This is a genomic window from Rhodococcus sp. 4CII, from assembly GCF_014256275.1.
In the GTDB taxonomy this organism is placed as follows: Bacteria; Actinomycetota; Actinomycetes; order Mycobacteriales; family Mycobacteriaceae; genus Rhodococcus_F; species Rhodococcus_F wratislaviensis_A.
Genome location: NZ_JACCFE010000002.1, coordinates 4708357 through 4726179, shown reverse-complemented (window position 1 = coordinate 4726179; position 17823 = coordinate 4708357). Strand labels below are relative to the sequence as shown.

Below are 17823 nucleotides of genomic sequence, written 5' to 3'. Positions count from 1 at the left end.
AGGCAGCCATCGTGACCACCGAGATCGTTCAGGGCCTGCCGTCCACTCACGGCGATCATTACCAGCTCAACACCACCACTCTGATCAGGCACTCCGCCCGCACCTACCCCGAGCAGGAGATTGTCTACCGCACCGCCGACGGCGGCTGGGACCGCTACACCTACGCCGACGCGTACGTGCGGATCATCCGCAGCGCCAACGCCTTGCGCTCGATCGGTATCGGGCCGGCCGATGTGGTCGGCATCCTCGACTGGAACAGCAAGCGCCACTTCGAGCTGTACTGGGCCATTCCCGGTCTCGCCGCGGCGATGTTGCAGATGAACCTGCGACTGGCCCCCGAGGACCTCGGTTACGTCACCGGTCACAGCGACGCCTCCGTGGTGCTGGTCGACGAATCGTTGCTGCCCGTCGCCGAGGCCCTGGCACCGCACGCGCCGGGTGTGAAGACGTGGATCGTGATGACCGACAAACCGCTGTCGGAGATCGTCACCACACTGCGCGGCGTCGTGCACTGGGAGGACCTCCTGGCGACGGCCGACGCGACGATCGACTGGCCGGTGATCGACGAAACATCGACGTACAGTGCGTGTTACACGACTGGCACCACTGGGCGCCCGAAGGGAATCTACTACTCGCACCGCGGCATCTATCTGCACACCCTCGCCCAGGCCGCCGGGCTGGGGATGCGCAGCGACGACGCCGTCATGCTCATTACCCCCATGTTCCACGGGCAGAGCTGGGGTCTGCCCCAGGCCGCGGTCTACAGCGCCGCGAAGGTCATCCTGCCCGGCCGCTACGTCGCGCAGGACACGTCGGTACTGGTGGACGCCATGATCACCGAGCAGGTCACCGTCGCCAACGGGGCGCCCGCGATCTTCCAGCCGATGATGGACTACATCAAGACGCTGGACGTCGCCCCCGACTTCTCCCGGGCCCGCCTCCTGTCCGGCGCGACCGAACCGGCACTGTCGCTGATGCGCGACTTCTACGAGATCACCGGCGGCGACATCATCCACGCCTACGGCGCCACCGAAACCACCCCGCTCGTCGCGATCAACGGACCACTCAAGCCCTCGCTGCGCGGCAGAATCACCGACGAGCAGAAGTGGGACCTCAAACGCCCGCAGGGGATGCCGGTCAACGGCATCGACATTCGCATCGTCGACGCCGAGGGCAACGACCTGCCGCACGACGGCACGAGCCAGGGCGAAGTCCTGCTGCGGGGCCCGTGGATCATCGAGCGCTACCACAAGCTCGACGACGACGTCGACAAGTTCTCCGGCGGCTACTGGCGCAGCGGCGATGTCGGTCGCATCGATACCAACGGGTACCTCAAGCTCACCGACCGACTCAAGGACGTCGTCAAGAGCGGCGGGGAATGGATCTCCTCGATCGACATGGAAAACGCGCTCGTCGGGCACCCGAAGATCAAGGAGGCCGCCGTCGTCGGGGTACCCCACCCGAAATGGCAGGAACGCCCCCTTGCGCTCGTTGTCACCGTCGACGGAACCGAACTCGACCTCACCGAAATCCACGGCGTGCTCGACGGCACGTTCGCCAAGTGGCAGTTCCCCGACACGGTGCTCTTCGTCGACGCCCTGCCGCGCACCAGCGTCGGCAAGCTCGACAAGAAGGTCCTGCGATCCCGGCACGCCGACCTCTACACGGAGAAACGATGAATCCCCCAGTCCTGCAGACATCCCGCCAGGGTGCAGTGGCGGTCCTCGAATTGTGCCGGCCGGCCGCGAAGAACAGCCTGAACGAGGAACTCCTCACTGCGCTGAACATCGAACTCGCACAGCTGCGCGGCGACGACACCGTGCGCGCCGTCGTCCTCACCGGCGCCGAGGGAGTGTTCTGCGCCGGCGCCGACATCACGGCCTTCGGCGCGCTGCGTGCACAGCCCCTACTGGGTGCCCGGCCGGCACTGGGCGGCACCCTCTGGGCAGATCTGGGCACCTACCCCAAGCCCGTTCTCGCGGCCGTGGAGGGTCTGGCGCTCGGCGGTGGTTGCGAACTCGCGTTGGCATGCGACATCGTGATCGCCGGAGAATCCGCGAGATTCGGAGTCCCTGAGGTGAAACTCGGGGTGATCCCCGGCGGTGGCGGCACCCAACGACTCATCCGCGCAGTCGGCAAGTCCACGGCCCTGGCGATGCTGCTGACCGGCGATGTCGTGTCCGCCCAGCGGGCCTCTGTCGCGGGCATCGTCGCCGACGTCGTCCCCGACGGTGATGCACTCGCCCACGCGGTCGCCATGGCCGAGCGCATCGCGAACAATTCTCCGCTCGCCGTGGCGCTGGCCAAGGACGCCGCACTGCGTGTGTTCGAAACGACCCTGTCGCAGGGTCTCGACCACGAGAAACGCAACTTCGACGTGTCCATCCGATCCGCCGACAGTCACGAGGGCCAGGCGGCATTCCTCGCCAAACGTGCGCCCGAATTCACCGGAAAGTAGACCCGATCATGAGCGAACTGTTTCCCGATTACCGCTCCCCTTGGGAGACCGACGACCAGGCGCTTCTGCGCAAGCACGCCGCCGAGTTCTTCCACCGGGAGGCCACACCCCACCAGGAGAGGTGGGCCGAGCAACACCACGTCGACCGCGAATTCTGGACCAAGGCGGGCAGCGCGGGCCTGCTGTGCCTCGGCCTGCCCGAAGAATACGGCGGCGGCGGAGGCAATTTCGGCCACGAAGCCGTCGTTCAGCAGGAACTCGTCCTCGCCCACGACACCGCGTTCGGTTTCAACGTGCACTCCACGATCGTCGCTCACTACATCTCGGCCTACGCCACCGAAGAGCAGAAGAAGCGATGGATCCCGAAGATGGCGAGCGGTGAAATGGTCGTCGGCATCGCCATGACCGAACCCGGCACCGGCTCCGACCTGCAGGCTGTGCGCACCACCGCCGTCCGGGACGGTGACCACTACGTCGTCAACGGCTCGAAGACGTTCATCTCCAACGCAACCCACTGCGACCTGCTCGTGATCGTCGCCAAGACCGATCCCTCCCTCGGCGCCAAGGGCATCTCCCTGATCGCCACCGAAACCCGAGGGCTCGACGGCTTCGAGCGCGGCCGGGTGCTGCACAAGATCGGCCAGCACGGGCAGGACACCCGCGAACTGTCCTTCACCGACATGCGGGTTCCGGCGGAGAATCTCCTCGGCGGGGTGGAGGGCCACGGCTTCTATCAGCTGATGGACCAACTGGCCCGCGAGCGCCTCATCATCGGCATCGCGGGTGTCGCGATGGCCGAGGCGGCAGTCATCGAAACGATCAAGTTCGCCAAACAGCGGCAGGTGTTCGGCAAACCGGTCCTCGACTTCCAGAACACGCAGTTCGTTCTCGCCGAATGCAAGACCGACGTGCTCGCCGGCAAGACGCTGATGGACCACTGCATCCAGCAGTATCTCGACGGCAAGCTCGACGCGGCCACCGCGTCGATGGCGAAACTGTGGGGAACCGACAAGCAGGTGGAGATCATCGACCGCTGCCTGCAGATCTTCGGTGGCTACGGCTACATGATGGAATACCCCATCGCCCAGATGTACGCGGCGGCGCGGGTGCAGAAGATCTACGGCGGCACCAACGAGATCATGAAAGTGCTCATCGGGCGCTCGCTGTAACCGCGGCGAAGCCCTACAGCGTTCCTTCGCAGGCTTTTCGGGCGATCGGCGTGAGCCGCCACCGCTCGGGAAGCAGCCGGAAGCCGATCCTCACGACCGCACCGAATCGGCGGAGCCTGCGCTCGTCGGCCGCGGACCACTCCCAGCCGAGCGTGTCGCGGGCGGCGGGCGGCAGCGTTCCGCGGGCGATCCACACGAGCAGCCGCCCGAGCCCGGGGCCGACGACCCGCCACACCACCGCGGGAATGCGGTCGTCGGGTGACGGCGTCGGCAGCCCGCGCAGCAACCGCGACCGGCGCACCGTCTCGGTCTTCTCGAGGACGGTGCCGACCATGCCGTTCCAGTAGTCGACGAAATCGGCGTACGTCTCGGGCAGGTTGCCGGCCGACACCCCGTAGAGCGCGTACCACTGCTTCGACTCCTGATACAGCTGCTCCTTCTCGGCCGGGCTCAGCGGTTCACCGAAGTACTCGGCGACCACGTACTGGGTGGCCAGGAACGTGGCGTGTGCCCAGAAGTACGGGCCCGGGTTCAGCGCGTGGTACCGGCGGCCTTCGTCCGTGGTGCCCTTGATGTCCTTGTGCATGTCCCGGATCATCTGGGCCTCGGCGCCGGTCGGGTCGTAGAGCGCCCGGATGATGGGCCCCGCAGAACGAGCCAGCCGGGCGACCTCGTTGTCGAAGACGGCCGAGTGCTGCACGAGGGCGGTGTCGATGACGGGATGCATCACCTGCAGCGTGCCCGACCACGAGATGAGCAGCGCGGTGCGCCAGTCGCCGAAGCGGTGCCACGTCAGCGAGTCCGGCCCGAGTGGCGGCAGAGCCGAACGGCGTTGGGACGGAATCTCGGTGGTGGTCATGGCGATCTCCTGATGCGGTTCGATCGGGAACGTGTTGCATTCAGAATGACTGTTGACATCGCCTGATGTCAACAGTGGGACCGAGACGGCTCCCCGAGCTGTGCTGGATTCAGTGCGACGATGGTCGGATGACCGACAGCGAGAAGACTCGTGGTGCGCCCCGCACCTGGCGTGGCCGGCAACCGGACGACCGCCGCGCGGCGAGGCGTGCGGCACTGATCGAGGCCGGCCTGCAGATCATGGGGACCGAGGGGACGGCAGCGACGACGATGCGGGCGACCTGCCGTCAGGCAGGCCTCACCGAGCGCTACTTCTACGAGAGTTTCGACAACCGGGAGGCGCTGCTCGTCGCACTCCTCGACCACGTCGTCCTGGGTGCGCGGGACACCCTGCTCGGCGCGCTGGACACGGCGCCGGCAGATCCCGGCGAACTCGTCCGTCACGTCGTGAAAGCGTTCACCGGCTACATCGCGCAGGACCGGCGGCGTGGACGCATCATGTTCGTCGAATCGCAGTCCGTGCCGGAACTGGCTCAGCGCGGCGAACAGCTGGTATCCGAATTCACCACCCCGATGTCCGCGGCATTGAAAATGCTGGGCGCCGACGACGCACCCCGCGACGCCGTCAACACCCAGCTCAATGCGATCGCCCTGTTCGGGGCCATCGCCTTTCTCTATCAGCGTTGGCTCACCGGCAGCCCGAAGATCTCACAGAAGCGGATCGTCGAGCACATCGCACTCACCATCGAGGCCCATGCGCCGGTGAACAGCACTCCTTAGGCGCGGATCAGCGGCCGCCGCATCGCTTCGAGGCCGACGACGATCACCACGGCGATCACCACGTGCATGGCAGCCAGGGCAATGGTGCTGGCGGCGTCGAAGTCCGCTTGCACGGTGAGCGCGATCGTCGCCAGCGGCAGCAGCGCGCCGATCACTTCGGCAGGCCGGATGACGGCCACCCATTTGAGTGAGATGAGCGCGGCCAGTGTCATCCCGATCAACGTCGGAACCACCGTCAGGATGACGACGCCTCCGGGGGCGACACTGCTGGTCGTGCCGGCATCCGTCATCTCGAACGACCCGCCGGCGGCGAGCCCGAGCAGCCAGATGACCAGATTCGGGACGAGCGCCCCGATGACGGTCGCGGCGATCGCCCAGGGCCGGCTCAGTTCGAGTGTCGCCGGGTTGAAGCGGGAGGTCGTGGTTGCAGAGGTCGTGATTTCGGTGCTGGACATGTTCGTTGCTCCCTGTCTAGTGGACTTCGCAGTGCTACTGACCGATCCTGCAACCTCAACCATTATTTGGGTCAAGGCGTGAAATCGAGGTCTTTTCGGCGAGACCTGAACAGGTAGACCCGAGGGGAGCAGAAAACTCATCGCAGTCGGCCCCGATCGGTGACTGAGGAAAGATGACCACCATGAACGCTGCGCCCATGACACCTCCCCGATCGCGGCGGCTCCGCAACCCCCTCCGTCTTCTCGCGCGCTGGCTCGGCACCCGCGAATGGGTGATGCGGATGGCGCCGCTCATCATCTGGCTGGAATCGCACCTGCGATCGTGGACCGGGAACCGGGTCAGCCTCATCGGCATCGCCGGCCTGCAGTCCGTGCAGGTGACGGTCCCGGGCCGCAAGAGCGGCACCCCGCGGACGACGGCCCTGCTGTGCATCCCGTACGGCGACGGATACATCGTGACCGGTTCCAACTGGGGGCGCCCCGAGCACCCGGCCTGGTCGGCGAATCTGCGCGCCATAGACGAGGCCCTCGTCAAGACAGGGGCCCACGAGTCCCGGATGAGCGTCCGGATGGTCACCGGGGAGGAGCGCGACGACCTCTGGAAGTTCGTTGTCGACTACTGGCCCGGGTACGTCATGGAGCACCGACGGTCCGGCGGACGCGAATTCCGGCTCTTCGTGCTCGCGCCCATCCGATCGGCCACCGCTACCCGCGACTCCTGAACACCGGCTAGCGCTCGACGGCCGCTTCCGCCACCGCGCGCTCCCGCTTCGCGTCGGGCAGGCGAACACCACTCATTGACATTGACGTCAATATCAACACATACTGTGATCGTGACCACAAGCGAGGCGCAGGAACGGGCGCGGTCGGCGCGCAAGAGCAACGACGGCCCCCGCCGCCGCGAACTGCTCCGCGCCGCGAGTACCTGTTTCGCCGAACTCGGATACGACCGGACGACGGTCGAGGTGATCACCACCGAGGCCGAGGTGTCGCGGGCGACGTTCTACGCCTACTTCTCGTCGAAGGAGGAGGTGTTCCATGCCGTCGCCGCCGACGTCTGCGAGGAATTCCTCGCGTCCCAGCACGTGGAGGGACCGGCGAGCGAAGACCTGCGAGAGGTGCTGCGCACCACCACGAAAGCGTTCGTCGAGGCGGTGTACGCCAACGGGCGCGTCCTCGAATTGATCCGGCACCGTGCCCGGCTCGACCCCGAGGTCGGCCGAAGCTGGACCACCGTGCAGACCCGGCTCACCCGCCGCTACACCCGGTTCATCGAGCGCATCAACGACACCTGCGACGTCACGCCGTGCGCGCCGCCGGCCCGGATCGCGCAGACCCTCGCCGACGCCCAACTCGCGGGCGCGGCCCGGCTGGTCGACGCGACCGCCCGGGAACAGCGCCGCTACACCGCCGACCTCATGGCTATCTCCGAAAGACTCATCGGCTTCGCCTAGCAAGGACAATCCGCACAGAATCGGGAGTTCGGTATGCCCATTTCGCCTTCGAGCGTGCCCACGGTACTGGACTCGGCCCTCGCCGAGATACGACGACTGCAGGACGCCGCATGGCCACCGCAGGTCCCGCGGACCGTCGAGTACCCGATCGAAGGCCGCACCGTCGTCGACTATCTGCGGCACTGGGCGACGGAACGACCGTGCACGGTCGCGATCGACTTCTACGGCCGCGACATCACCTACGCCGAACTCGACGAGTTGTCGGATCGCTTCGCCGGCTGGCTCGGGCAGCGGGGCGCGACGGCCGGCGACCGCATCGGCGTGCACCTGGCGAACTGTCCGCAGTTCCACATCGCCATGCTGGGGATCCTCAAGATCGGCGCGGTGCACGTCCCGATCAACCCGTTGTTCCGGGAGCACGAACTCGTGTACGAACTCGGCGACGCCGGCGTCGAGATCCTATTGACCCAGGACTCCTTCGCGGCCATGGTCGACTCCGTGCGCGACCAGACAGCGTTGCGGCACGTCGCGGTCACCGCCCTGTCGGACCTGCTGCCGGCCGACCCCAGCGTCCCGCCGCCGTTTCCCCTCGCGGCCATGACCACCGACTGGGCACAGATCATGGATTCTCCTCGTGCCGAGCCGATTCCGATGGATCCCGACGCGCTGGCGGCGTTGAACTACACCGGCGGCACCACCGGGATGCCGAAGGGCTGCGCACACACGCAGGCGCACATGGTCTACACCGCCGCCACCGCGACACTGGCCGGCGGCCGCCAGGTGGGCGAGGCTCCCCCGGTCGTCCTCGGGTTCCTGCCCATCTTCTGGATCGCCGGCGAGGACTTCGGCATCCTGTACCCGCTGATCAACGGCGGCACCGTCGTACTCCTCACCCGCTGGGACCCGGAGGCCGCGGCGGCGCTCGTCGAAAGTCGTGGTGTGACATCGATGGTGGGGACGGTCGACAACTATGTGGAACTGATGGATCTGCCCGGTTTCACCCGCCGCGACTTCTCCACCCTCGACAACGCGATGGCCGTGTCGTTCGTGCTCAAACTCGACCCGGCGATTCGCCGCCGCTGGCGCGACGCCACCGGACACGTACTGCGCGAGGCCAGCTACGGGATGACAGAGACGCACACCGCCGACACCATCACGCTCGGTTTCCAGAACGACGACGAAGACCTGCTCAGCGAACCCGTGTTCTGCGGACTTCCGGTTCCGGGGACCGACGTACTGATCGTCGACGAGGCCGGGGCGCCCGTGCCGGTGGGGCAACCCGGGCAGATCATCGTCCGCAGTCCGTCGCTGCTCACCGGCTACTACGGCAAGCCCGACGCCACCGCCGACGCACTCCGCGACGGCTGGCTCCAGACCGGCGACGTCGGCAAGCTCAACAGCAAAGGCGCACTGCACTATCTGGCCCGCAACAAGGAGATGATCAAGACCAACGGGATGAGCGTGTTCCCGTCCGAGGTCGAGGCGCTGCTCCTGCTGCATCCCGACATTTCGGCGGCGGCGGTGGTCCCGAAGCCCGATCCGGACAGGGGCCAGGTGCCGTTCGCCTTCGTCCAACTCCTGCCCGACCGTCAGGTGTCGGGCGACGAACTGCGGAATTGGGCGGCCCAGAACATGGCCACCTACAAGGTTCCCACCGTCGAGGTGCTCGACGCCCTACCCATGACGGCGACGGGGAAGGTCCGCAAGGCCGACCTGTTCGCCCTGGCCGAGGAGTACAAGTGACCCTGCTGGTCGCCAATCGCGGCGAGATCGCGCTCCGCATCATCCGCACCGCCGAGGAGATGTCGGTCGACACCATCGCCGTCTATGCGGAGGACGACGCGGACAGTCCGCACGTGCGCGCGGCGACCGAGGCGGTCGCGCTCATCGGTTCGGGCCCGTCCGCATACCTGGATCCTCGCGCCATGCTCGCCGCGGCCGCCGAATTCGGGGCCACCGCGGTGCATCCCGGATACGGATTCCTCAGCGAGAACGCCGATTTCGCCCGAGCGTGTGCGGAGGCCGGGCTGGCCTTCGTGGGTCCGAGCCCCGAGGTGCTCGACATCTTCGGCGACAAGTCGTCGGCCCGCGAGGCCGCCGTCGCCGCAAAGGTGCCGGTGCTCGCGGCCACGAACGGACCCACCGACGTCGACGGTGTCCGCGCGTTCTTCGCGGACCACCCGGCCGGCATCATGATCAAGGCCCTCGCGGGCGGCGGCGGCCGCGGCATCCGAGCCGTCCGCAGCGCGGATCAGGTGGACGAGGCATACCGGCTGTGCGCGTCCGAGGCCACGCTCGGGTTCGGCAACCCGGCGCTGTTCGCCGAGGAACTCCTCGACGGTGCCCGCCACATCGAGGTGCAGGTGGTGGCGGCGCCGCAGTCGGGCACGACGCGGGCCCTGGCCGTCGGCGACCGCGACTGCAGCGTGCAGCGCCGCCACCAGAAACTGGTCGAGATCGCACCCGCGCAGCGGCTCGACCCCGGCCTGCGCAGCGAACTGCACGAGGCCGCCGCCCGACTGTGCGCCGGTGTCGGATATCGGGGGCTCGCCACCGTCGAATTCCTGGTCTCCGCCGACGGTTTCGTCTTTCTGGAGGTGAATCCGCGAATTCAGGTGGAACACACGGTCACCGAGGAGGTGACGGGAGTGGACCTCGTCGCCGTACAGATCGGCATCGCCCGGGGAGCGGACTTCGACGACCTGTCGCTGCCGGACGGGGTGGGCGCCACCGGACTCGAGACGTCCGGCACTCCCGCTGCCGCCCGCGGGATCGCCATCCAGGCCAGGGTCAACATGGAGACGATGCGCCCCGACGGTCAGGCAGTCCCGGCCGCGGGCACCCTGTCCGTGTTCTCCCCGCCGACGGGTCCGGGGGTGCGGGTGGACACCTACGGCCGGCCGGGGCTGTCGCCGAGCCCGCGGTACGACTCGCTGCTCGCGAAGGTGATCGTCCATTCGCGCGGCGCATCGTTCCCGGCCGCCGCGCGTAAGGCGGAGGCGGCGCTCGCCGAGTTCGTCGTCGAGGGCGTCCCCACCAACATCGGTTTCCTGCGGGCGATTCTGACCGATCCCGGCTTCGCCGACGGCGTCGTCGGCACCGACTATCTCGCCGAGCGGATGGGCTCGCTCGTCGACGCTGTGCACGCGCACCAGCCGGCGGAGGTGGCGTCGGAGGCACTCGAGTTGCGGGCCGGCGAGGACGTGCTGCGCGCGCATCTGGCGGGGACCGTGGTCGAGACGGCCACCGAGGGCACCGGTGTGGAGTCCGGTGCTCAGCTCGTGGTGCTCGAGGCCATGAAAATGCAGCACGTGATCGCGGCCCCGGCGGGCGCGGTGGTCGAGCGGAATCTGGTGTCGCCCGGGCAGACAGTCAACGCCGGCGATCCGCTGGTCGTGATTCGCCGCTCCGGGTCGGAGGCCGGCGACGTCGCCGACAGCGCGATCGATCTGGATCGTGAGCGCGCGGATCTGGCAGAGATCCGGCAGCGGCACGAGGTCACCCTCGACGCCGCCCGGCCCGCCGCGATCGCGAAGCGGGCGACGCTCGGCCGGCGAAGCGCGCGCGCGAACATCGAGGATCTGGTCGACCCCGGCAGCTTCGTCGAGTACGGACCCCTCGTTCTCGCCGCGCAGCGCAGTCGCCGCTCCGAGCAGGACCTGATCGAGAACACCCCGGCCGACGGTCTCGTCGCCGGCCTCGCCGCAATCAACGGCGACGTGTTCGGCCCGCAGGATTCCCAGGCCGTGGTGCTGTCGTACGACTACACGGTGCTCGCCGGAACCCAGGGCATGCGCAACCACGCCAAGACGGACCGGGTGATCGAACTCGCCGGCCGCAAACAGGTTCCGGTCGTCCTGTTCGCCGAGGGCGGCGGCGGACGCCCCGGCGACACCGACGCCGGTCCCGCTGCAGGCCTGGACCTGAACACCTTCCGGTCGCTGGCGGCGCTCAACGGCAAGGTCCCGCTGGTGTCAATCGTCTCGGGCCGCTGCTTCGCCGGCAACGCCGCCCTGGCCGGGGTCTGCGACGTCCTCATCGCCACCCCCGACGCGAACATCGGCATGGGCGGTCCGGCGATGGTGGAGGGCGGCGGGTTGGGCGTGTACCGGCCGGAGGACATCGGTCCGGTCGACGTGCAGCGGCGCAACGGCGTGATCGATCTGCTCGCCCGCGACGAGGCGCATGCCGTCGAACTGGCGAAGACATACCTGTCGTACTTCCAAGGGGTGCTCCCCGACTGGGAAGCCCCCGACGAACGGCTGGCCCGGCACGTCGTCCCGGAGAACCGGTTGCGCGCCTACGACGTTCGCAGTGCGGTGGAGTCCATCGCCGACGTCGGCTCGGTCCTCGAACTACGCCGCGACCACGGCGTCGGCATCGTCACCGCGCTGATCCGGGTCGAGGGGGCGCCGTACGGTCTCGTCGCGAACAGCAGCCACCACCTCGGCGGCGCGATCGACGCGGTCGCGGCCGACAAGATGGCGCACTTCCTGGAGCTGTGCGAATCGTTCGGCCTGCCGGTGGTCTCGCTGTGCGACACACCGGGATTCATGGTCGGTCCCGACTCGGAGAAGGAGGCCACGGTCCGCCGGTTCGGCAGGTTGTTCGTCGCGGGCGCACGGATGACGGTGCCCTACGGAACCGTCATCCTGCGCAAGGGGTACGGCCTCGGTGCGATGGCCATGGCGGGTGGGTCCTTCCACGCCTCCGAGTTCACGGTCGCGTGGCCGACCGGGGAGATCGGGGCCATGGGACTCGAAGGCGCGGTGCGCCTCGGGTTCCGGAAGGAACTCGAGGCGGTCGACGACCCGGTCGAACGCGATGCGGCGTTCGCCGAGCTCGTCGACGCCGCCTACCAGCACGGGAAGGCGCTCAACGCGGCGACGATCTTCGAACTCGACGACGTGATCGATCCTGCGGATACCCGTGCCTGGGTTGTGCGCCTTCGCCGCCCGTGAGTACTTGTAACCGCGGGAGGTTACAAGCACTCACGGGCGCGGCAGCGCACAGACCGCACGGCCCGAGTAGGTCCCGGCCCGCACCTGGTCGATCACGGACACGACGTCGGTGATCGGAACCTCGTGGGTGATCGACTCGAGGCGGGTGGGCGCGAGGTCGGACGCGAGCCGGCCCCACAGGCGGCGCCGCTGCGCAATGGGGTACTGGACGGAGTCGATCCCGAGCAGGCTGACCCCGCGCAGGATGAACGGCAGGACCGTGGTCTCCAACTTCGGCCCGCCGGTCAGTCCGCTCGCCGCCACGGCACCGCCGTATTCGATGGTGCTCAGCACGTGCGCGAGGGTGGCGCCGCCGACGCAGTCCACCGCGGCGGCCCACTGCGCTTTGCCGAGCGGCCGCGGTTTCGTGTCGGGCTCGGGGAGGCGTCCGATGACCGTGCTCGCGCCCAGCTGGGTGAGCAGGTCCGCCTTTTCCGGCTTTCCGCTGGACGCGACCACCTCGAACCCGGCCGCGGACAGCAGGTCGACGGCGACGGTGCCGACCCCGCCGCTCGCACCGGTCACGAGCACCGGACCGTCGCCCGGCGCGACTCCGCGGGACAGCAGCGCCTCCACGCTCATCGCGGCCGTGAAACCGGCGGTCCCGATCGCGGCGGCGGTGCGGGTGGACATGCCGTCGAGTTTCACCACCCAGTCGGCCGGGACGCGGGCGAACTGCGCGTACCCGCCGTGGCGGGCGGTTCCGATGTCGTAACCGTGGGCGACGACCGCGTCGCCGACCGCGAATTCCGGCGACTGCGACTCGACGACGGTGCCCGCGACGTCGATCCCGGGGACGATGGGGTACTCGCGCACCACCCCGCCCTTCGGCGTGAGCGCGAGCGCGTCCTTGTAGTTCACGCTCGAGTACTCGACCTGGATCGTGACCTCACCCTGAGGCAGGAACGATTCGTCGACCGTCTCCTGAGAGAGGCCGATGGCTCCCTCGCTCTCACGTGCGATCCAGGCGGTGAAGTTTTTCATCAGCGTGCTCTCCTGACCTCGGGGTGGGGCAATTCACTCACGGTACAGAAGCGACCCTCGGGCGCCTGAGCGAGCCGAGCCGCGACGATTTACATGCAACTCTGAGTACACCTGCTGGTACTCGTCGCCACACCAAGCCACTCCGGACGCGGACGACCGTCCGATCAAGCCGGCCCTACTCGCGTGCGTTTCTCGTCCGCGCGTCCGCCAGCGCGATCATGACCCGCTCGGTCATCTCCGGCCACGGCGGCCGCCGCAGAACCGCGACGGTGCCGATCACCGCCGCCGCGAACCCTGTACACACCCCGATCAGCGCATGCCGACTGGTATCGATCGCCGGCGTCCACGTCGCACACTCGGTAGTGACGGTGAAAATGCCGACCGCACACTCCGGACGACGGCCCCAGCCACTCCGCGACACAGTGATGATCACCGTGCCGTTACCCGCCTCGTACGGCTCGCCGAAGACCAGCAATGGAATCCTCCTCGTGGAAGCGCCTGGCCCGCCATCGCAGCAGTCACGTCAGCACGACCGTCAACGTGACCAACGGCAAGACCGTCGCGCAGAAAACACCGTGATCGACCAGATCCTGATCGGTATGAACAGCACCCAGAGCCAGAGGGGCTGGCAGGTGAAACCCGCCGACCGGCTGTCAGGGCGCCGACGAAGCCGACCGCTTCGCCGACGCGCGGCGCGTCACCACCTTCGCCTCGGGAGCGGGCGCGATCGCCTTGGCCTCGGAAGCAGTCGCCGACGCGTCGTTCTCGGTGCCGGATGTCCCGGGCTTCGGCGTACCCGGCTTCAGCTGGTCGAGTACCAGCGCTGTTCCACCGACAGCGGCCACGACCGGCCACTGCACCACACCGCTCAACGCGACCGCGCCCATGGTCATCACCGCTGCGGGTGTCGAGTGACTTCCGCGGCGGGCTCCCTCCTGAGCCCCCACCGCCGCGCCTTTCACGCTGCCGAGCAGACCGCCGACCGCAGCCCCGCCGATCGCGCCGAGGGTCGCGGTCGCGGCCCCACCCGCCCCAGCCGCCACCCGTGCCGTACCGCTGACCAGATTCATCACTCTTTCGCCCCGCTCCACAGTTGCCGGAGATCGACGATGCGCCGATCCTGTCCGACCCGGGAGTACCCACAGACCGCCAGCCTGAACAGGATCAGGGTCTTTCGTCGCGAGAATCAACCTCGCGCGGTCCCCCCTCGGACGCTTCGAGGTGAAGGGACTCCGGCCGGGGATGCCCCCGGAACCACGCCGCGTAACGATCGGCGAGCGGCGCGGCGGTCAGTCCGTGAGCGAGAACCGAGGCCCCGATGGTGACCAGCGCGGTCGTCAGCAGCACGTCTTCGTGCGGGAGTTCGCCGGATTCCTCGACGATCAGGACCACGAACACGATGGTCGCGAGGCCGCGGGGTCCGAACCAGCCGAGAAATGCAACCGTCGGCCACCGTGCGTGCAGACCGATGAGGGACAACGCCACCGGCACCATCCGCACGACGGTCAGACTGAGCGCCGCGTAGACGAGCACCCGCCATGACAGATGGCCGAGTGCGGGACCGAGCAGCACGGCGCCGAAGACGATGAACGTCACCGCGTTGAAGAGATCACCGGACTCCTCGATCAGGTGCGAGATCTCACCCTCTGCCCGCCGGCGAATGGCGCCGAACGCGAGGCCACCGACGAATGCCGCGATGAAACCCGACCCGCCGAGCGGAACGGCGGCGGTGTACGCGAGCACGGCGGCGGCGACCGGAACGATCTGCACCCACAGCGGGTCGACCGCACCGCGCCGGCCGGCGACGACCACGATCACCGCCGCGACCGACCCGGCTCCCACCCCGGCAAGGATCCCGTAGCCGATCTGCTCGGCGACCAGGCGCGCGGCGGCGCCACCACCGATCGCCCCCGATTCGGCGCCCGCGATCGCGAGGACGACGAGGAACAATGGCACGCAGATGCCGTCGTTGAGCCCGCTCTCGACATTGAGGCCCTGCCGCACCCGCGTCGGTAGAGCGGGCAGCGTCACGACCGCCTGCCCGAGCGCCGCATCCGTCGGAGCCAGGATCACCGCGAGCAGCAACGCCTCCGGCCACCCGAAGTCGCCGAACAGCAGCACCGCGGTACCGAAGCCCGCAGCTATGGTCAGCGGCAAGCCGAACCCGAGAAGTCGGGCGGGAACCGCGATCTCGGGACGAAGCGCGGACAGGTCGACGCTCGACGCATCGGCGAAGAGCACCAGCGCGAGCGTCACCTCGGCGAGCAGTTTGATCGTCTCGCTCGTCACGTCCACGTCGATCAGGCCCAGCCCCTCCGCTCCCAGCGCGAGCCCGCCGACCGTGAAGACGATCGGCGCGGTGAGTGGGGTGCCCGCGACCTTCCGGGAGATCCCGGCGAAGGCGAGCAGCATCGCTGCGATCGCCGGTAACGCCCAGGTCATCGCGTCCTCGACCCGGCGCGACCGGACGAATCCCGCACGCCCCGTAGTGCTTCTACAAGCTCGTGACGAACCCGGTCCGGGATCGAGCGGCGAATATCTCGGTCGACGACACCGGTGAACGGCTCGGTCATCATCTCGGCTCCTCACGGGCGTCCCGGTATCCAGCCAAGCACGACGAACCCGCGGTCACAATCATGACGCGCGGAGTGACGGCGCTCGACCACCCGGCTGGTCACCGATGCCCGAGCGCACACAGTGAAGGTCTTGACCGCACGGCACCGGAGCCGGTGGTGACCTTGTGCCCTACTCGGGAGGTCGACGCGGTTGGAACAGTGGAAGTGCCGGAAGGGTGCGCCTCCGTAGCCGACCTGCCTGGCCAATCGCCCATGACCGGGAGGTGACGCGTGAAGCGACCTCGAGCTCGTTGTGTGACCGCACCCCGCCACGTGGTTCCCACCCCGCGAGTGCTGAGTACTCCGGAGATCCTGAGCCGGATCACGGCGATGTTCGCCGATCCCGGGGATGGCAGTCGGGGGACGGATGCACCCCCGAACCCGTCTCCCGGTTGACAGGAGCCCGGCCCCAGCTGTCACCCCGCAATACCGGGTCGACGGCACGACTGGGAAACCCTGGGGCGTAACGGATTCGGAGTAATGCTGATGGCCTCACCGGATCCTCGGGATTGGAACCCTTCGTCGACCACCACACCGACATTCCGCCGGACCCGGGAAAGGGCTTCCGCGCCGCAGCCCACGAGACGACAATCCGTGTGTGGACGTCACCGAAGAGCAGCACCTCGATGCGGTGCGCGCACATCTGAGTCAGCGCTATCAGGTACTCGACGAGCATCGTGTCGGCGAGGCGATCGACACCGCGCACCATCGGTTCGACGGATGTGCGATCCGTGACTTCGTGCCGCTGCTCGTCGAACGCGCCGCGATCCGCGCGCTCGAGGAGTCTTTGGCCATCACGCCGTCGGACGCGTCCCCTCCCGGTCTCGGAGATCCCGGCTGCACACACCGATCCTGAATACGGCGAGGTCCCGCCGCCAGTAATGCCGGGCTTGCCCGGCGTGGGGCGGTCACTTACGGATCGACACTGTCGGTCGGGGTCGCCCGTGAGCGCTCAGCAGCATTTCCGGGCTCTTCCCCGGAGCGCCGTTCGCGAGCGTCGACCAGGCCGGAGAGATCCTCCTCGTCGGGATCTGCGACCGTCAGTACGGCATCGACAACATGCGGATTTTTTTCCAGTTCACCTTCGAGTTTGCGAAGTGTGCGGGCCACCCGCGATTCCGCGGCGTCGCCCACCAGGTCGACGCTCGCGACGAGAAAGAGCTGCCTCGGCCCGGCGTACTCGAGTCGCACGAAACGCACCGTCGCCACCTCCGGAAACTCCTCGATACGGGCAATAACCGCCTCCCGCAGCGCCCCCGACGCCGGCACCCCTGTCAAGAATCGACGGTTGCGGTCGATGAGCAGCACCGCGACCGCACCGAGCAGCACCCCCACCAGAATCGAACCGAGCGCATCCCAGGCCGCAGTGCCGGTGAGCTGGTGAAGTCCGACCCCCGCGGCGGCGATGACGATACCGAGGATCGCAGCGCTGTCCTCGGCGAAGACCGCCCGCAACATCGGATCGGACGTCTCGAGGGCGTAATCGAGCACGTCGCGGTCCGAGTCCTCGGCCTCACCGCGCAGCTGTCGGATCGCCCGCAGCAGGGAGGTTCCTTCCAGAACGAATGCGACAGCCAGCACAAGGTAGGCAACCAGGTAATCGGCGCCGGCGGTGGGCGCGTGAAGCAGCTCCGACACGCCGTGCCACACCGACACCGACCCACCGGCAACGAAAAGGCCGACGGCCGCCAGCAAAGACCAGACGTACGCCTCACGCCCGTATCCGAGTGGACGATCGGCATCGGCGACTCGGGCGCTTCGACGATTCGCGATGAGAAGGAAGACCTGATTGCCGGTATCGGCCCAGGAATGAGCGGCCTCCGCCACCATGGATGCGGAACCGGTCAATACCGCTGCCACCGACTTCGCAATCGCCACCCCGAGATTGGCGCCGAACGCGATGATCACCGTACGCGTGCTATCGCCGCCGACGTTCTCGTCGGCGCTCCGGTATCCGAGATCAGATGCCCGCGTCACCTCACCAGTCTCACATCGGAACCCTGCTTGTGGTGCCATTGACAGGACTTGGAACGATGCCGTTCGGAGATCG

At 68.0% G+C, this 17823-nt stretch carries 16 protein-coding genes; 9 read left to right on the top strand and 7 right to left on the bottom strand.

Annotated elements, in window-relative coordinates; translation table 11 throughout:
• Positions 1 to 11: 11 nt before the first annotated feature.
• From H0B43_RS22575 to H0B43_RS22565, 3 genes are read left to right on the top strand one after another with little or no spacing between them, the layout of a single operon-like run.
• The gene (locus H0B43_RS22575; protein WP_185725915.1) at positions 12 to 1679 is read left to right on the top strand and encodes a long-chain-fatty-acid--CoA ligase; all 1668 of its coding nucleotides are present in this window, start codon (positions 12 to 14) and stop codon (positions 1677 to 1679) included.
• Positions 1676 to 2458, top strand: a complete 783-nt coding sequence (locus H0B43_RS22570; protein WP_185725916.1) for an enoyl-CoA hydratase/isomerase family protein — start codon at positions 1676 to 1678, stop codon at positions 2456 to 2458. Before H0B43_RS22575 ends, H0B43_RS22570 begins: the two co-directional genes overlap by 4 nt.
• Before the next feature lie 8 nt (positions 2459 to 2466).
• Positions 2467 to 3627, top strand: coding sequence for an acyl-CoA dehydrogenase family protein (locus H0B43_RS22565; protein ID WP_185725917.1), 1161 nt, complete (start codon positions 2467 to 2469; stop codon positions 3625 to 3627).
• A 13-nt stretch (positions 3628 to 3640) separates the two neighbouring features.
• On the opposite strand, the gene H0B43_RS22560 is transcribed toward H0B43_RS22565, so the two are convergent.
• Entirely contained in the window at positions 3641 to 4486 is an 846-nt protein-coding gene (locus H0B43_RS22560; protein WP_185725918.1) for an oxygenase MpaB family protein, read from the bottom strand.
• A 128-nt stretch (positions 4487 to 4614) separates the two neighbouring features.
• On the opposite strand from H0B43_RS22560, the gene H0B43_RS22555 reads away from it, so the two are divergent.
• Complete coding sequence (locus H0B43_RS22555) at positions 4615 to 5265, top strand: TetR/AcrR family transcriptional regulator (protein ID WP_185725919.1); 651 nt, start codon at positions 4615 to 4617, stop codon at positions 5263 to 5265.
• On the opposite strand, the gene H0B43_RS22550 is transcribed toward H0B43_RS22555, so the two are convergent.
• Entirely contained in the window at positions 5262 to 5720 is a 459-nt protein-coding gene (locus H0B43_RS22550; protein WP_185725920.1) for a DUF6069 family protein, read from the bottom strand. The genes H0B43_RS22555 and H0B43_RS22550 overlap by 4 nt on opposite strands.
• Positions 5721 to 5902: 182 nt before the next feature.
• Here H0B43_RS22550 and H0B43_RS22545 point away from each other — a divergent pair, with 182 nt between their 5' ends.
• The 4 genes from H0B43_RS22545 (at position 5903) to H0B43_RS22530 (ending at position 12135) form a co-directional block, all read left to right on the top strand.
• The gene (locus H0B43_RS22545; RefSeq protein WP_185729834.1) at positions 5903 to 6442 is read left to right on the top strand and encodes a nitroreductase family deazaflavin-dependent oxidoreductase; all 540 of its coding nucleotides are present in this window, start codon (positions 5903 to 5905) and stop codon (positions 6440 to 6442) included.
• A gap of 105 nt (positions 6443 to 6547) precedes the next feature.
• Positions 6548 to 7174 carry a TetR/AcrR family transcriptional regulator gene (locus tag H0B43_RS22540; protein ID WP_185725921.1) on the top strand — a complete coding sequence of 209 codons (627 nt, stop codon included), beginning with the start codon at positions 6548 to 6550 and terminating at the stop codon, positions 7172 to 7174.
• 33 nt (positions 7175 to 7207) lie between these two features.
• Entirely contained in the window at positions 7208 to 8917 is a 1710-nt protein-coding gene (locus H0B43_RS22535) for an AMP-binding protein (protein ID WP_185725922.1), read from the top strand.
• On the top strand, positions 8914 to 12135 hold the full coding sequence (locus H0B43_RS22530) for a carboxyl transferase domain-containing protein (RefSeq protein ID WP_185725923.1): 3222 nt from the start codon (positions 8914 to 8916) through the stop codon (positions 12133 to 12135). The genes H0B43_RS22535 and H0B43_RS22530 overlap by 4 nt, the downstream gene beginning before the upstream one ends.
• A 30-nt stretch (positions 12136 to 12165) precedes the next feature.
• Here the strand turns inward: H0B43_RS22530 and H0B43_RS22525 are convergent, their stop codons facing one another.
• The 4 genes from H0B43_RS22525 to H0B43_RS22510 all read right to left on the bottom strand — a co-directional run bounded on the left by H0B43_RS22525 (position 12166) and on the right by H0B43_RS22510 (position 15600).
• A complete protein-coding gene (locus H0B43_RS22525; RefSeq protein WP_185725924.1) occupies positions 12166 to 13158 on the bottom strand; it encodes an MDR family oxidoreductase in 993 nt (330 codons plus the stop codon).
• Positions 13159 to 13333: 175 nt separating this feature from the next.
• Complete coding sequence (locus H0B43_RS22520) at positions 13334 to 13633, bottom strand: hypothetical protein (RefSeq protein WP_185725925.1); 300 nt, start codon at positions 13631 to 13633, stop codon at positions 13334 to 13336.
• Between the two features lie 178 nt (positions 13634 to 13811).
• Entirely contained in the window at positions 13812 to 14228 is a 417-nt protein-coding gene (locus tag H0B43_RS22515) for a hypothetical protein (protein WP_185725926.1), read from the bottom strand.
• Between the two features lie 94 nt (positions 14229 to 14322).
• Positions 14323 to 15600: a sodium:proton antiporter gene (locus H0B43_RS22510; protein WP_185725927.1), complete on the bottom strand. Its 1278-nt coding sequence runs from the start codon at positions 15598 to 15600 to the stop codon at positions 14323 to 14325.
• Between the two features lie 771 nt (positions 15601 to 16371).
• Here H0B43_RS22510 and H0B43_RS22505 point away from each other — a divergent pair.
• Positions 16372 to 16629 (top strand): three-helix bundle dimerization domain-containing protein, encoded by a 258-nt coding sequence (locus H0B43_RS22505; protein ID WP_213016517.1) that lies wholly within the window; start codon positions 16372 to 16374, stop codon positions 16627 to 16629.
• A gap of 56 nt (positions 16630 to 16685) precedes the next feature.
• On the opposite strand, the gene H0B43_RS22500 is transcribed toward H0B43_RS22505, so the two are convergent.
• The gene (locus H0B43_RS22500) at positions 16686 to 17750 is read right to left on the bottom strand and encodes a cation diffusion facilitator family transporter (protein WP_312033669.1); all 1065 of its coding nucleotides are present in this window, start codon (positions 17748 to 17750) and stop codon (positions 16686 to 16688) included.
• Between the last annotated feature and the right edge of the window lie 73 nt (positions 17751 to 17823).

Bases quoted from the DNA above. Each gene is read 5' to 3' on its own strand.
- H0B43_RS22570 (WP_185725916.1), top strand. From the start codon at position 1,676: ATGAATCCCCCAGTCCTGCAGACATCCCGCCAGGGTGCAGTGGCGGTC.
- H0B43_RS22510 (WP_185725927.1), bottom strand. From the start codon at position 15,600: ATGACCTGGGCGTTACCGGCGATCGCAGCGATGCTGCTCGCCTTCGCC.
- H0B43_RS22565 (WP_185725917.1), top strand. From the start codon at position 2,467: ATGAGCGAACTGTTTCCCGATTACCGCTCCCCTTGGGAGACCGACGAC.
- H0B43_RS22515 (WP_185725926.1), bottom strand. From the start codon at position 14,228: ATGAATCTGGTCAGCGGTACGGCACGGGTGGCGGCTGGGGCGGGTGGG.
- H0B43_RS22560 (WP_185725918.1), bottom strand. From the start codon at position 4,486: ATGACCACCACCGAGATTCCGTCCCAACGCCGTTCGGCTCTGCCGCCA.
- H0B43_RS22545 (WP_185729834.1), top strand. From the start codon at position 5,903: ATGAACGCTGCGCCCATGACACCTCCCCGATCGCGGCGGCTCCGCAAC.
- H0B43_RS22535 (WP_185725922.1), top strand. From the start codon at position 7,208: ATGCCCATTTCGCCTTCGAGCGTGCCCACGGTACTGGACTCGGCCCTC.
- H0B43_RS22550 (WP_185725920.1), bottom strand. From the start codon at position 5,720: ATGTCCAGCACCGAAATCACGACCTCTGCAACCACGACCTCCCGCTTC.
- H0B43_RS22555 (WP_185725919.1), top strand. From the start codon at position 4,615: ATGACCGACAGCGAGAAGACTCGTGGTGCGCCCCGCACCTGGCGTGGC.
- H0B43_RS22525 (WP_185725924.1), bottom strand. From the start codon at position 13,158: ATGAAAAACTTCACCGCCTGGATCGCACGTGAGAGCGAGGGAGCCATC.